The 12,973-nt window shown below is 62.4% G+C and carries 14 protein-coding genes and 1 tRNA gene; 7 read left to right on the top strand and 8 right to left on the bottom strand.

Annotation, left to right across the window (positions count from 1 at the left end):
* Positions 1-21 precede the first annotated feature (21 nt).
* The 3 genes from gor to rpiA form a co-directional block, all read right to left on the bottom strand.
* Positions 22-1,410 (bottom strand): glutathione-disulfide reductase, encoded by a 1,389-nt coding sequence (gor, locus tag ACWTU8_RS09190; RefSeq protein WP_455847867.1) that lies wholly within the window; start codon positions 1,408-1,410, stop codon positions 22-24.
* Positions 1,411-1,560: 150 nt separating this feature from the next.
* On the bottom strand, positions 1,561-2,136 hold the full coding sequence (locus tag ACWTU8_RS09185) for a DUF2059 domain-containing protein (RefSeq protein ID WP_036267331.1): 576 nt from the start codon (positions 2,134-2,136) through the stop codon (positions 1,561-1,563).
* Positions 2,123-2,851: a ribose-5-phosphate isomerase RpiA gene (rpiA, locus tag ACWTU8_RS09180; RefSeq protein WP_065010027.1), complete on the bottom strand. Its 729-nt coding sequence runs from the start codon at positions 2,849-2,851 to the stop codon at positions 2,123-2,125. Before rpiA ends, ACWTU8_RS09185 begins: the two co-directional genes overlap by 14 nt.
* Positions 2,852-3,001: 150 nt before the next feature.
* Between rpiA and ACWTU8_RS09175 the strand changes: the two genes are divergently transcribed.
* The 4 genes from ACWTU8_RS09175 to ACWTU8_RS09160 all read left to right on the top strand — a co-directional run bounded on the left by ACWTU8_RS09175 (position 3,002) and on the right by ACWTU8_RS09160 (position 4,976).
* Positions 3,002-3,685, top strand: a complete 684-nt coding sequence (locus tag ACWTU8_RS09175; protein WP_029352490.1) for a phosphoglycolate phosphatase — start codon at positions 3,002-3,004, stop codon at positions 3,683-3,685.
* Between the two features lie 124 nt (positions 3,686-3,809).
* Positions 3,810-3,884 (top strand) — tRNA-Val (locus ACWTU8_RS09170).
* Between the two features lie 149 nt (positions 3,885-4,033).
* Complete coding sequence (locus tag ACWTU8_RS09165; protein ID WP_455847866.1) at positions 4,034-4,291, top strand: PepSY domain-containing protein; 258 nt, start codon at positions 4,034-4,036, stop codon at positions 4,289-4,291.
* A gap of 208 nt (positions 4,292-4,499) precedes the next feature.
* Complete coding sequence (locus ACWTU8_RS09160; RefSeq protein ID WP_455847865.1) at positions 4,500-4,976, top strand: hypothetical protein; 477 nt, start codon at positions 4,500-4,502, stop codon at positions 4,974-4,976.
* A gap of 5 nt (positions 4,977-4,981) precedes the next feature.
* Here ACWTU8_RS09160 and ACWTU8_RS09155 read toward each other — a convergent pair whose 3' ends face one another.
* Together ACWTU8_RS09155 and ACWTU8_RS09150 are read right to left on the bottom strand one after the other, a co-directional pair.
* Positions 4,982-6,862: a L,D-transpeptidase family protein gene (locus tag ACWTU8_RS09155; RefSeq protein WP_455847864.1), complete on the bottom strand. Its 1,881-nt coding sequence runs from the start codon at positions 6,860-6,862 to the stop codon at positions 4,982-4,984.
* A gap of 212 nt (positions 6,863-7,074) precedes the next feature.
* A complete protein-coding gene (locus tag ACWTU8_RS09150; RefSeq protein WP_455847863.1) occupies positions 7,075-7,818 on the bottom strand; it encodes a 3-oxoacyl-ACP reductase family protein in 744 nt (247 codons plus the stop codon).
* A 99-nt stretch (positions 7,819-7,917) separates the two neighbouring features.
* On the opposite strand from ACWTU8_RS09150, the gene ACWTU8_RS09145 reads away from it, so the two are divergent.
* Entirely contained in the window at positions 7,918-8,532 is a 615-nt protein-coding gene (locus ACWTU8_RS09145; RefSeq protein WP_455847862.1) for a TetR/AcrR family transcriptional regulator, read from the top strand.
* Positions 8,533-8,585: 53 nt separating this feature from the next.
* Here ACWTU8_RS09145 and ACWTU8_RS09140 read toward each other — a convergent pair whose 3' ends face one another.
* Entirely contained in the window at positions 8,586-9,497 is a 912-nt protein-coding gene (locus ACWTU8_RS09140; protein ID WP_455847861.1) for an alpha/beta hydrolase, read from the bottom strand.
* Between the two features lie 47 nt (positions 9,498-9,544).
* Between ACWTU8_RS09140 and ACWTU8_RS09135 the strand changes: the two genes are divergently transcribed.
* Positions 9,545-9,997 (top strand): MarR family winged helix-turn-helix transcriptional regulator, encoded by a 453-nt coding sequence (locus ACWTU8_RS09135; protein WP_029352506.1) that lies wholly within the window; start codon positions 9,545-9,547, stop codon positions 9,995-9,997.
* 84 nt (positions 9,998-10,081) lie between these two features.
* Here the strand turns inward: ACWTU8_RS09135 and ACWTU8_RS09130 are convergent, their stop codons facing one another.
* Complete coding sequence (locus ACWTU8_RS09130) at positions 10,082-10,693, bottom strand: pyridoxamine 5'-phosphate oxidase family protein (protein ID WP_455847860.1); 612 nt, start codon at positions 10,691-10,693, stop codon at positions 10,082-10,084.
* A 155-nt stretch (positions 10,694-10,848) separates the two neighbouring features.
* On the opposite strand from ACWTU8_RS09130, the gene ACWTU8_RS09125 reads away from it, so the two are divergent.
* Positions 10,849-11,226 (top strand): nuclear transport factor 2 family protein, encoded by a 378-nt coding sequence (locus ACWTU8_RS09125; protein WP_455847859.1) that lies wholly within the window; start codon positions 10,849-10,851, stop codon positions 11,224-11,226.
* A 184-nt stretch (positions 11,227-11,410) separates the two neighbouring features.
* On the opposite strand, the gene ACWTU8_RS09120 is transcribed toward ACWTU8_RS09125, so the two are convergent.
* Positions 11,411-12,973, bottom strand: coding sequence for an adenylate/guanylate cyclase domain-containing protein (locus ACWTU8_RS09120; protein WP_455847858.1), 1,563 nt, complete (start codon positions 12,971-12,973; stop codon positions 11,411-11,413).

Raw genomic sequence — 12,973 nt, 5'->3', positions numbered from 1 at the left:
CCGTCCGGGCGAAAGCAAACGTCAGACGCGCTCGCCGTCCTTCACCCGGTAGGTCGGCTTGTACATGGTGACGAGTTCTTCCGCCGCGGTCGGATGCACGGCCATCGTGCGATCGAAATCATCCTTGGTCAGCCCCGCCTTCAGCGAAATGCCGAGAAGCTGCGCCATCTCGCCGGCGTCCGGCCCGAGGATATGGACACCGAGCACTTTTTTCGAGGTGCCGTCGACCACCAGCTTAATCAGCATCTTTTCGTCGCGGCCGGACAGTGTGTGCCGCATCGGCCGGAAGGTGGCGCGGTAGATCTCAACGTCGGAAAAACGCTTTATCGCCTCATCTTCCGACAGGCCGACTGTGCCGATCTCGGGCTGCGAAAACACTGCGGTGGCGATCGTATCATGGTCGGGCGCGGTCGGGTTGCCCTTGAAGGTGGTCTCGACGAAACACATCGCCTCGTGGATCGCCACCGGGGTCAATTGTACGCGGTTGGTCACGTCGCCGATCGCCCAGATGTTGTCGATGTTGGTGCGCGAATATTGGTCGACATTGATAGCGCCGGTCTTTGTCATCTCGATGCCGACGCCCTCAAGACCCATGTTTTCGGTATTGGGGAGACGCCCGATGGCGAGCATGACCTGATCGACAGTCAGTATCTTGCCGCCAGTGATGACAGCGTCGAGGCGCCCGTCTGGGCGCTTCCTGATCCATTCGGATACGGCATGGCAGAGGATTTTTATCCCCTTCTTTTCCATCGTTTCGTGCAGCATACGCCGGAGATCCATGTCGAAGCGCGAGAGAATCTCCTTGCCGCGATAGACCAGCGTTGTGTCGACGCCGAGGCCGTGAAAGATGTTGGCGAATTCGACGGCAATATAGCCGCCGCCCTCGATCATGATCGCCTTCGGTAATTCCTTGAGGTCGAAGGCCTCGTTGGAAAAGATGCAGTGTTCGTGGCCGGGCAGAGCCGGGTGCGGCGCTGGGCGGCCGCCGGTGGCGATGAGAATCTGGTCGGCGGTGACGGTGCGGTCGTTGCCGAGAAGATGCACCACATGCGGATCGACCAGCATGGCGCGCGACTGGAACGTCTCGCCGCCGGCGCCTTGGACGTTCTTCCTGTAGATGGCTTCCAGCCGGCTGATCTCGCGATCCTTGTTGGCAACCAATGTCTGCCAGTCGAAGCTCGCCTGCGGCACGGTCCAGCCATAACCTGCGGCGTCGGCAAAATGTTCGGGAAATTGCGACGCATAGACATAGAGCTTCTTCGGCACGCAGCCGCGAATGACGCAGGTGCCGCCATAGCGGTATTCCTCGGCAATGCCGACGCGCTTGCCGAGTGCCGCCGCCACGCGCGCCGCCCTCACCCCGCCGGAGCCGCCGCCGATGACGAAAAGATCGTAGTCATAGACGGCCATGGTGCGGCTCCTTGCCCTTCAAATGTCTGAGACAGGTAGGCTGCAAACCGCCAAAAGAAAAGCCCGGACCATCACGCCGCGCACGCTGTCGGACGCGCAATGGAGGCCGGGCTTTCCGGTCCGCAGCGATAACGCCGCCGGACAATATGCTCAGTTCTTCGGTGCTTCCGGTTCCGTACCAGCCGCAGGAGCCGCGGCATTCGCCGGTGCCGCCGGCGCTGTGGCCTTCGCTGCCGCGGCCAGCGTTTCGCCGACCTGTTGTGCGAGATCGCGAGCGACGCCGTTCTGCCAGATGTCGGCGGCCTTGAGCAGGTCACGCGTCACGGCCGGGCCGCTGTCGAGCAGCTTCTTGCCGGAATCGGAATTGTAGAAAGCGGCGATTTCGGTAAGCTCTTTTTCGGAAAATACCTTGGCATAGGCCAAGGCCGCCTCCTTCTCGAGATCGGCGCGGCGCGAGGCCAGCGCCAGAGCCTTTTCGCTAACCGTTCTGCCGATCAGCTCCTGCATGTCCGGGTTCTTTTGGATAAGCTGCTGCTGAAGCGCGGCGGCGGCCTGCGGCAGGATGTTGTCGAACGGGTCCGTTGCGTGGATCGCCGCGACCGCGGCGCGGGCCGCCTTCAGATGCCCGTCGGTGACGTCCTGCGAGAACGCCGGCGATGAAAACGCAAAGACGGCTGAAGCTGCCAGAACGGCAGAAAAACGGCGAACCCGGTTATGCAACGTCATGATCGGTAGAACTCCCTGGTTTTCGGGCGGCATGGACGGTTTGGACGCCGTCGCCGGCTATGATGGCCGCTGATGCCAGCCCGATGAAAAGACCATGCTCGACCACGCCCGGAATGGCATGGAGAGCATTCGAAAGCGCTCTTGTATCCGGAATGCGGCCAAAAGATGCATCGAGGATAAAATGGCCGCCGTCTGTAACAAAAGGCTGGCCCCCCGTCATCCTCAATGTGACGGGACCGGAAAGACCGAGCCTTCCGGCCGCTGCGGCGACCGCGATTTCCGTGGCACGCAGGCCGAACGGGTTGACCTCGATGGGCAGTGGAAAACGGCCGAGCGTCTCGACCATCTTCGAACGGTCGGCAATGACGATCATGCGGGCGGAAGCCGCCGCCACGATCTTTTCGCGCAGCAGCGCGCCGCCGCCGCCCTTGATCAATGTCAGCGCCGGATCGATCTCGTCGGCGCCGTCGACGGTAAGGTCGAGTTCCGGCGTTTCCTCCAGCGTCGACAGCGGCACGCCAAGCTCGCCGCAAAGGATGGCGGTGCGCTCCGAGGTGGGCACGCCGATAATGGTGAGGCCGTTGGCGACCTTCTCGGCAAGCAGCCGAACGAACTCCTCGGCCGTCGAGCCGGTGCCGATGCCGAGCCGCATGCCATCAGTCACATGGGCAAGTGCCGCCCGTGCGGCTTCGACCTTCAGTTGCCTCGCATCCATGCCTGCCCCGGATTTCGCTTGTTTCGGCGCTCCTAGCATCTTTGCCCGTCCGGTCAAAGGCTTTGCCCTGTGGATTGACCAAGCACCGCTTGCCTGGATGGGCTGCAGCGGCTATCGCCTGCCGGCAGCGTAATCGTCACAGGACAGGCCATGACCCGACCGATCATCGTGTTCGACCTCGACGGGACGCTGATCGATACAGCGCCGGACCTGCTCGACAGCCTCAACCACAGCCTTGCCGCCAGCGAACTCGCGGCCGTCGATGAGGCCGGCTTCAAGCGCTTCGTCGGCCATGGTGGACGGGTGATGATCGAGCGCGCGCATGCCGCCCAGCAGAGATCGCTGGAAAGCCAGGAGCATGATCGCTTGCTGAAACTGTTTCTCGATCATTACACCGACAACATCCCGGGTAAATCGCGCCCCTACCCCGGCGTCGTCGAGACGATCGCCCGATTCGAAGCAGCCGGTTATCTCCTGGCCGTCTGCACGAACAAATACGCAGCCAACTCGGTGGCGCTGATCGAGGCGCTCGGCCTGGCGAAGCATTTCGCGGCGATTTGCGGCCAGGACACGTTTGCGTTCCGCAAGCCCGATCCGCGCCATCTGACCCAAACCATCGTGCTGGCCGGCGGCGATCCGCACCGCGCGCTGATGGTCGGTGATTCGCAGACCGACATCGATACGGCGAAAGCCGCCGGCATTCCCGTGGTCGCGGTCGATTTCGGTTACACCGACCGCCATGTGCGCGAATTCGAACCGTCGGCGGTGATCTCGCATTTCGACGCATTGACGCTTGGTCTGGCCGAACGCCTGATCGCCGCTGCGGGGCGCTGAGCGAGGCGACCGGATCGCTCCCGGCGGGATTGCATTCGGTCTTCGTCGGAACGCCAGGGCATCGCCTTGACTTCCCCGGCCGGCCTCCCTTATATCGCGGCGCGCTTGGCCTTCGGGCAAGAGCGGGCGATTAGCTCAGCGGGAGAGCACACCCTTCACACGGGTGGGGTCGCAGGTTCAATCCCTGCATCGCCCACCAACCCCACAGCTTTCGAGGCTGCATCCGATTCCGTTCAGGGGACAACAATGCGGCGCGTCGGCACGGCGCTAGATTGTCACGCCCCTTGCCCAATCCGGAACAAACCTGCATGGCCGGAGTTTCTACTCCTCGAAGAGTGAGGGAAAGCCATGTCCAGACTTGTTTTGGCGACAGGTGTCGCAGTCCTCCTTCTCGGCGGACCGGCCTTTGCCGCAGACGGCAGCCCGTTGCCGCCGCAGAATGCCAGGAAACTGTCGGAAATAATCGCCAAGGTCGAGCAGCGCGACGACTTTCGCTACGTCGACGAGGTCGGCTGGGACAGCGGCGCCTACACCGTCACCTATTACACGACCGATAAGGCGAAGGTCGAAATCACCTTCGATCCGGTGACAGCCGAGCCGAAATAGATCGCGGCCACCCTTCCTCCAGGCGATACATGCGGCCGGAACAATTCCGGCAACCAGGTTACAGCGTAGCCTGGCGACGACCCCTCGGAAGCGGGCGGCGGCGTGGCTTCGCCAAGAGCGGGGCCTGCACCCTTTTCGGCATCCCCTTGCGCCGATGCGGCTTTGATGGCTGACTGCGGCGTGATCATTGAGCCGCACGGGGGTGGGCATGGCGACGGCAAAGCATGTGGCGAAACGCGTTCTGATGATGCTCGCCGGCTATTTCGTTGCGGTGCTGGTTGGACTGATTGCAGTAGTAACGATCTATGGTGCATTGAGTTCGCTGCCTGATGCACCGGCGTATTTCGATTTCATGGGGCTCTCCCCCATCGCGGCGCTGGTCGTGCCACCGCTCGGCATGTTCATCTATTTCCTGACGATCGTACTAACCGGCCTGCAGACGCTGATCTTCGCGCTGATCGCCGAATTGTTTTCGCTGCGCAGTTTTTGGCTGCATATAGCCTTCGGCGCCGCAGCAGCGGCTGCCGGCTTCGTCCTGATCTGGCCGAGCGCGCCGGAAGACTTGAGCCCCGAGCGCTGGGCCGATATCGGCATCATCGCCGCCGCCGGCCTTGTCGCCGGTCTGGTCTACTGGCTGATCGCCGGGCGCGAAGCCGGGTTCCGGCGCCCGCTCTCCCTGCGTTAGCGTCCTCAGCTCGCCGGCGAGCGCACCGCTTCCGTGCTGTCGAGCGCCTGCTGCAGCCGCGTGTCGCGGTCGTAGACGTCGCTGAAATATTCGACTTTGCCGGACATGTCCGGCCAGGCGGTGAAATAGGCGACATAGACCTGGATCGTGCGCGTGACCTTTTCGGTCGAATGGCCGTGCTTCAGCTTCTCCGCGACATAGTCGACCGAGGTGCCGAGCACGGCCGCCGCCATGCCGCGCGGATCTTGCAGACGAACGCAGCCATGGCTGAGCGCGCGCATGTCACGCTGGAAAAACGACTTTTGCGGCGTATCGTGCATGTAGATTGCGTGCTTGTTGGGGAACAGGATCTTCAGTTCGCCCAGCGCATTGGCCTCGCTCGGCAGCTGGCGCACGCCATAAGGTATTTTCGCGCCATAGGCGCCCCAGTTGACCGAGGAGGAGGGAATGCGTTTGCCGCGCGCGTTGACCACTTCGTAGCCGGCGCGGTCGAGATAGCCGGGATCCCTGCGCAGCCGGGGCAGCATCTCGTTGACGAGGATCGACTGCGGCACACCCCAATAGGGGTGGAAGTCGACCTGCTCAACCTGATCGTAGAAGAAGGAAGTCTGGTTCGTGGTCTTGCCGATGACGGCGCGGGTCTTCAGCTTCTCCTCGCCATTTTCGATGTAGCTCGCCGTGAAGGCCGGCTGGTTGATGAAGACGCGCGGACTGCCGAGATCGGATGGCAACCAGCGCAACTCTTCCAGCGCGACCTGCACCTTTTGAATCTTGTCGGCCTTGGACATCCCGACCAGCACTGCGACGGTACGCGGACCGATGACGCCGTCGCCCTTCATGCCAGCCTTTTTCTGCACCGCCTTGATAACCGGCACCAGTTCCGGATCATAGACCTCGCTGGTGGCGAGCCTGGCCAATATCTCGCCATAGGCGCCGCCCATCTCGTCGTCGAGATTGCGCGCGATCTTCGCCAGAAGCTTCGGCAGTTCGGGGCTGGTCTGCTCCGGTTTCAGCAACAGCTTGGGGTCAACGACGATCTCGTCTTCGGCGCTGGCCTGAAGTGATTCCAGTTCGACGCGCAGCGCCTGATATTCGGCGTTCTGCGGATGCCGTGATTCGAGATAGGTGCGCGCTTGCTGGGTGCGCGCCAGCGTTTTCAGCACGCCTTCCATGTCGAGCGGCTTGGCCGGGAAATCATAGTAGCCGGTGATGCGATTGGGATCGACGCGGCCGCTTTGCGCGTCATGGACATAGCGCAAGACGCGCGCCGACAGTGCCATCTCAAAGCGGACGAACCCCTTCAGCCGCGCATCGGCGCCGCCGGTCCATGCGCCGGCGGCAGGCACTTCAACCGTATAGTCGGCCGGCGTGAGGCCATAGCTCATCGCCTCGCCAAGCACCCGCACCGCATCCTGCGCGCGACCGTTTGGACCGGTCCCGGTCACCCAGATGAAATCCGGATTGGCCGAGTAATAAGCGATCAACGCCTTGGCAATGTCAGGTTCGGCATAGAGCTCGTAGTCGCCGAGCCCGGCAATCGCTTCGCGGAAGGCGTCGCTGGTGAGCGACGGTACAAAGGCAGCGTCCTGTGGTGCCACCGGCTGTGGTGCTGCCATCAGTGTCGCAAAATCGACACGCACCAGCCGGTCGGCCTTATAATTGTAGTAGGATGGGCTGTTGATCCTGGTACCACCACCAGCGAATTCTTTCGGCTTCGGTCTGTGCTTCGGCGGCGGAGGGAAATCACCCTGGGGCGCGCGCCTGATACCACCGCCGAAAAGCCTCTCGAAAAACCCTTGCGCGTCCGCCTGCGGCACGCCGAAGGTCAGCATTACTGTTACAACCGCAAGCGGCATCACGGTTGCTTTGTTTCCGAGGAATTTCATGGATCACCCGCTCCGGCTGCAACCGGTTCCCGTTCCGCATCGCTTGACGGTCTCGCCCACCGCACGGCGGGATGTAAGACGCGACCACATCGATTCATACCGATTTCGTTAAGCTTCCATAAATTTCGGCTCTCCTGTTGCAGAACAGTTTCACAAACCGTGACAACTAAAGCGAATTGGGTCCGCACCGGTTCCAGGAAATAGTGCACGGGTCAGGCGTTGGCGCCGCCGTCGATAGTCAGTGCGGCGCCTGTCACGAAGCGCCCTTCGGGACCTGCCAGCCAGGCGACCATGCCGGCGATTTCTTCAGCCTTGCCGAAGCGGGGCGTCGCCATCTTCTGTCGCTGGTGCTCGGCGTGCGGGCCACTGGCGGGGTTCATATCGGTATCGGTCGAGCCAGGATGAACGACGTTGGCGGTGATGCCGCGCGAACCGAGGTCGCGCGCCAATGCCTTGGTCAAGCCGACCAACGCCGCCTTGCTGGCCGAGTAGGCGCTGAGGCTGGTGTCGGTGACACGCTCCGCCAGATTGCTGCCGATCGAGATGATCCTGCCACCCTCGCCCATGTGCACGGCTGCCGCCTTGGAGGCCACGAACGGGGCTCTGACATTGACCTCCATAGTTTCATCAAAGTCGGCGAGCGCCAATGTGTCGATCGGCGCGACGCGCCAGATACCGGCGCTGTTGACGAGGATGTCGAGCCGCCCGAAAACTCTCACTGCCTCGCTGACCGCCTCTTGGATTGCGGCGGCGTCGCGATTGTCGGCCTTTAGGGCAATGGCGCGACCGCCGGCTGTCTGAATATCCTCGACGACAGCACGGGCCTGCTCCTGACCGGTCACGTAGGTGAGTGCGACGCTGGCGCCGGCCGCGAGCCTTCGCGCAATCGCTGCACCGATGCCGCGGCTGCCGCCGGTGACGAGCGCGACCTTGCCGTTCAAGTGTTGCGATGACATTTGTTTCTCCTTTTTTGTAATGATCGATACATAAATGTCTGCCAGCCTTGCCCGAGCGCGTCAACAGATTTATGTATCAATCAACACAGAAAGGATGCCATGCCCGAACGAGGCCGCCCCCGCACCTTCGATCGAACCGCTGCCTTGCGGCGTGCAATGGAGGTGTTTTGGGCAAAGGGTTACGAGGGCGCATCGATGAGCGAGCTGACCGCGGCGATGGGCATCAACTCGCCCAGCCTCTACGCCGCCTTCGGCAGCAAGGAAGCGCTCTTCCTCGAAGCGGTCGAGCTCTACACGCAGGTCGAAGGCACCGATATCTGGTCCGCACTGGAAAAAGCGCCGACAGCGCGCGAGGCGGTCGAGCGCTTCCTGCGCCAGACGGCCAAGGCCTATTCCCAGACCGATCGTCCGCAAGGCTGCCTGATCGCACTCGGCGCGCTGCACCAGGATTCAAGCCGCGGCGCCATTTGCCATGACCTGCGCCGCCGTCGCGCTGAAAGCCGCGCAGCTTTGCTGAGACGGCTGGAACGTGGCGTGGCGGAAGGCGAATTGCCGGAAAATTTCGACTGCCGCACTGCCGCGACCTTCTATGCGACGGTGCAGCACGGCATGTCGATCCAGGCGCGCGACGGCGCATCGCGCGCCGCCCTTCTTGCGACGGTGACCGGGGCTATGGCGGCGTGGAAGGTCCTGGCTGGCACCGACACGGTGTGACAAACGATGGCGGCCGAACTCGTGTTCGGACAGGAAGAAACAAGATATTCAGGTCAATGCAGCAGCGACGGTTCCCGGTGTTCGGCAACGAAACCGATCGCACGCTCGACCACGCCCCTATCGGCGAGAATGCGGCGATGGCCGAGCCCATCGGCCCAGTAAAGCCGCACATGGTCGCCGGCGCCAGCATAGAGCCTTGCATGGTCGGCGGACACTTCGCGGTCGTCCGGCGCATGGATGACCAGCGTTGGCACCGGCGTGCTGGCAAGCTGGCGGTCGCCGACGAATTCGTGCAGCGGCCGGCCAGCGATACGTTCGACCCGGTCGGCCATGGCGACCTGCGAGCGTGGGCCGACACTGAGCATGCGGCTGAAATCATCGAAGATCGCCGGCAGGGAACTCGGCGCCGCGATCAACACCAGCCGCTCGGCCGCCAGCGGCGGAATGTTCTTGACCGAACCGACGACGGCATTGGCGGCGACGGCACCGCCGAAGGAATGGCCGACGACCGCCACGAACGGGCCGAACCATTCGCCGGTGAGGCGTGCAGCTTCGACAGCGCTGACCAATGTGAGCCGGCGGCCCTGCGATTGGCCATGGCCCGGCAAGTCGAGCGAGACAACCTTGTAACCGGCGTCGCGATACCCTTCGATCAGCGTGCGCATATATTCGGTGCGCGAACGCCAGCCATGGATGACGAGCACCGTGCCGGCGGCCCGCCTGCCCGGCTCGGGCCTGAATTCATGCACCATGACGCACCCGTTTTTGGCCTTCAGCCGATGATGGCGCGCCTCGGCCATGAAGCCGGCGGCACGGTCGACGGCGCGCCGCTCGCCGTCGCTGAGAACCTTGGCGTTCGGCGTGCGGCAGAACAGTTCGAATGCCGCGCGCCCAGTGAGGCGGGGAGCCACGTGTTCGGCAGCGGCAAACACGCCCCGGATGACCTTCAACCCAAATGATGCCATAGTGGCGATCCATCCATTCGTTCAAGCATGAACATAATAGTTCAAACATGAACATTAAACAAGAGCTGCCCTGGGACAACCCGCGTTTTCGCAACTGGGTCGCGGTGGCGCGCGCTTGCCATGTGCTGGAGCGCACGCTGGCGGCGAAGCTCGCGCCGCTGGACCTGAAGCCGGCGCAGCTCGACGTGCTGATGAACCTTTACCGCCATCCCGGCATGTCGCAGCACGATCTCGCCCGCCGGCTGCTGGTCGGCCGCTCCAACATCACCATGCTGCTGCCGCAACTCGAGACACGCGGCCTGCTGCGCCGCGAAGGCGATCAGAAAGACAAGCGGGTGCTGCGGCTGACCTTGACCGAAGCCGGCACGGAATTGCTGATGCAGGCGCTGAAGGTCCATATGGCGCTGATCGAGAAAGCGATGAGCCAGTCGACGCCGGAGCAATGCGACATGATCGGCGAGCAGATGCGCAAGATTGCCGACGTCCTCAAGGAAGCGTGACTGAGCATCGGGCCCAAAAGTGGAAACCGGTTTTGGGAAAATCCGATCCTCAAACAAAAGGATGGAGCTCGCGGAACGATCCGCTCACCACATAGACTTTTTCGCGCGCTCCGGCCATTCCTTGTCGTAAGCCTCGCCGTCGATGCCTTTCCGGCTGGTGATTTCCAGGATCTTTCCGGGTGTCGGCAGTGATTTTGGGTCGACATGCCTCGCCGGGTTCCACAGTTCCGACCGGACGATGGCGCGGGCGCACTGGAAATAGACCGAATCGACATCGATGACTGTGACGGAGCGCGCCGGCTTGCCGTCGACGCTGAACGAGGCGCAGAGCGCGGCGTCCGTGGTGATGTGGGCGCGGCCATTGACGCGCAGTGTCGTGCCGGAGCCGGGTACCAGGAACAAAAGGCCGACGCGCGGATCGCGAAGGATGTTCTTGAGCGAATCGGCACGGTTGTTGCCGCGCCGGTCCGGCATCAGCAGGGTTTTCGGATCATGGATGCGGACGAAGCCGGCGAGATCGCCGCGCGGCGAGCAATCCAGCCCTTCCGGCCCGCTGGTCGCGAGCGCGGCAAAAGGCGAGGCCTCCATGAAGGCGGCGTACTCGGGAATCACATGGTCGAGCTCCTTGACCAGCGAGGTCTCGCCGGGCAGGCCATAGAGCGCTTCGATCTGTTCGACCGTGGTGATGATGGACATTTTCTTCTCCGGACCTTTGCCGCCGCTACTCCATATCCGTGATGTTTTGACGACAAATGGCACCCGTCTTCGCTCGTCTGAAAACGGGTGTCGCCGCACCAACGATATTAACGGCAAGCCGGATCGACCGCACGATACTGACACGGAGAACCGAAATGGATAAGCGGCTTGATCGGCGACGCACCGCCATGGAACTTCTTGAAAACATGTTCGAGGTTGAAATGCGCTTCCTGCAATCAGGGTCGGAGAGCCTCGATATGCTTGCCAGCGCATTTCACGCCGAAGTCGTCGTGCATGAGCCGCAGTCCCTGCCCTATGCCGGTGACGGGAAGGGCCTCGACGGCGTTGGCGCCCTTTTCCGCAAGATGCGGGAAATCTGGAGCGATGTGGCGGTGGAGAGCCTTCAGGCCGCCCAAAGCGATGACACGGTGTATATGAGGTGTACGCTCCGCCTGATTGCCCGTGCAAACGGTGCCGTCGTCGTACAGCCATTTGCGGAAGTCTTCCGTTCTTACTCAGGGCAGCGTATTTGAGGAGAAGCCCCCCACGCAGCCCGTCGGGGACCGTGAGAGGACGTTCCGCCTTCGCGAGTAGGCAGCCCGCGCAGTACATCCTGGATGGTGATCTCAGCCTTGCGGGAGTGTTCCAGCACACCACGAGAGATCGCCTGAGCAACACTAGCATCTGCTAACAGCCGTGCTTCCTTGCGCGCCTGCTCTATCGAACAAGATAGGTCTCGATCGTGCCGATGCCCCGCAGATCCAGCGCGCAACGCGGCTCAAGCGTCCAATGACCGTGAAGAGCGCGCCTGGTTGCCTCCGATATCTGGATGCGATCGGCCACTCCCTGAGATTCGAGGCGGCTCGCAATATTCACGGTTTCTCCCCACACGTCGTAAACAAAACGATGCCGGCCGATCAGCCCGGCAACGACCGACCCCGAATGAATCCCGATCCGGACCCGAAAGCGGTCGCTGACGGGGGCGATACCCTGCAAAGATCCCAGCATGGACTTCCCCAGAGCCACGGTCCTGTCGGCGTGATCCGCTGAAGGCTCCGGGATCCCGCACGCGGCCATATAGGCATCTCCGATGGTCTTGATCTTCTCCACACCATGCTCCTGTGTCAGAAGATCGAACTTGCTGAACATTCCGTCCAGGCGCCTGACCAGATCGGACGGCGGCAGCCTCGCCGCAATGGGCGAGAAGCCGACGATATCTGCAAACAGAATGGAAACCTCTTCGAAGCGGTCGGCGATGATCTCCTCGCCGCCCTGCAATCGGGCAACGATCTGGTCGGGAAGGATCGCGTGAATAAGCGTATCGGCACGCCGCTTCTCCGCTTCGATCTGTTGCAGATAGCGGTGCTCGCGATCAAGCCAGCGCTTCCTCTCGAGGGTGGAGTTGATGCGAGCGCGCAGCAGAATCGGATTGAAGGGCTTCGTTAGATAGTCATCGGCTCCAGCCTCGATGCACCGGGCTACCGCCGCGACTTCGCTCAGCCCCGATATAATGATCACCGGGACGTGTCGCCATCGGTTCTCCGCCTTCAGCCGCGAGAGAATCTCGATGCCGTTCATGTCCGGCATCAATATGTCAAGCAGAATGAGATCGAACTCGTCTTCGGTCAGTCTCGCGAGCGCGGACAGGCCGGAATCGGCGGTGACGACGCGATGGCCGTCACGCCGCAGGCGGCGGGAGAGAAGATCACGATTGCTGGCGACGTCGTCGACGACGAGAATCCTGCCGCCCTGATCGGACCATGCATCACGCTCGGCCTTGAACAGGAGCCGTTCAAGTTCCGCCGCGTCGATTTCGGTTTGATCCCTTGGCTGAAGCGTCTCGATGGCTTCCCCGCGTGAGAGACCGGCGATGGCGTCGACCTGCTTCAAAAGCTCGGCCGCCGCCGCAAGTATCACACCGAGATCCTCCTTCAGCGTATGCTGGTGCAAATCACCGGCATCTTCGAGAATCATTTCCGAATAGCCAATGATGGCATTGAGCGGTGTGCGCAGATCGTGGCGGAGCCTTGCCTCCGCTTCGGCTGCCCTTCCTTCCGGGAAGCCGGACTTGCCGTCGATGAGGCGATCAATGAGGCTGTTCAGTTGTTTTGCGGCGGCGCCGATCCGCTCCAGGTCGGTCAGCATATGGGTCAAACGGAGATCCCGCGCCTGCTCGAGCAGCAGTTCCTGAAAACCCAAAATCGCCCGCGCCGGGCCGGCCAGCCGCTGCGCCACGTGGGCGGCGATTGCGTGGCGCTGGAATTCGTTGCCGACGCTCAT

The sequence above is a fragment of the Mesorhizobium sp. BHbdii genome, assembly GCF_053848045.1.
The sequence above is the reverse complement of the archived record's forward strand: the minus strand, read 5'-3'. Positions and strand labels throughout refer to the sequence as shown.

What these genes read in the sequence shown, in the direction of transcription:
- gor (WP_455847867.1), bottom strand. Translation starts at nt 1,410, where the DNA reads ATGGCCGTCTATGACTACGATCTTTTCGTCATCGGCGGCGGCTCCGGC.
- ACWTU8_RS09145 (WP_455847862.1), top strand. Translation starts at nt 7,918, where the DNA reads ATGCCCGAACGAGGCCGCCCCCGCACCTTCGATCGAACCGCTGCCTTG.
- ACWTU8_RS09165 (WP_455847866.1), top strand. Translation starts at nt 4,034, where the DNA reads ATGTCCAGACTTGTTTTGGCGACAGGTGTCGCAGTCCTCCTTCTCGGC.
- ACWTU8_RS09125 (WP_455847859.1), top strand. Translation starts at nt 10,849, where the DNA reads ATGGATAAGCGGCTTGATCGGCGACGCACCGCCATGGAACTTCTTGAA.
- ACWTU8_RS09160 (WP_455847865.1), top strand. Translation starts at nt 4,500, where the DNA reads ATGGCGACGGCAAAGCATGTGGCGAAACGCGTTCTGATGATGCTCGCC.
- rpiA (WP_065010027.1), bottom strand. Translation starts at nt 2,851, where the DNA reads ATGGATGCGAGGCAACTGAAGGTCGAAGCCGCACGGGCGGCACTTGCC.
- ACWTU8_RS09155 (WP_455847864.1), bottom strand. Translation starts at nt 6,862, where the DNA reads ATGAAATTCCTCGGAAACAAAGCAACCGTGATGCCGCTTGCGGTTGTA.
- ACWTU8_RS09175 (WP_029352490.1), top strand. Translation starts at nt 3,002, where the DNA reads ATGACCCGACCGATCATCGTGTTCGACCTCGACGGGACGCTGATCGAT.
- ACWTU8_RS09135 (WP_029352506.1), top strand. Translation starts at nt 9,545, where the DNA reads ATGAACATTAAACAAGAGCTGCCCTGGGACAACCCGCGTTTTCGCAAC.
- ACWTU8_RS09140 (WP_455847861.1), bottom strand. Translation starts at nt 9,497, where the DNA reads ATGGCATCATTTGGGTTGAAGGTCATCCGGGGCGTGTTTGCCGCTGCC.
- ACWTU8_RS09185 (WP_036267331.1), bottom strand. Translation starts at nt 2,136, where the DNA reads ATGACGTTGCATAACCGGGTTCGCCGTTTTTCTGCCGTTCTGGCAGCT.
- ACWTU8_RS09120 (WP_455847858.1), bottom strand. Translation starts at nt 12,973, where the DNA reads ATGAGCGTCGGCAACGAATTCCAGCGCCACGCAATCGCCGCCCACGTG.
- ACWTU8_RS09130 (WP_455847860.1), bottom strand. Translation starts at nt 10,693, where the DNA reads ATGTCCATCATCACCACGGTCGAACAGATCGAAGCGCTCTATGGCCTG.
- ACWTU8_RS09150 (WP_455847863.1), bottom strand. Translation starts at nt 7,818, where the DNA reads ATGTCATCGCAACACTTGAACGGCAAGGTCGCGCTCGTCACCGGCGGC.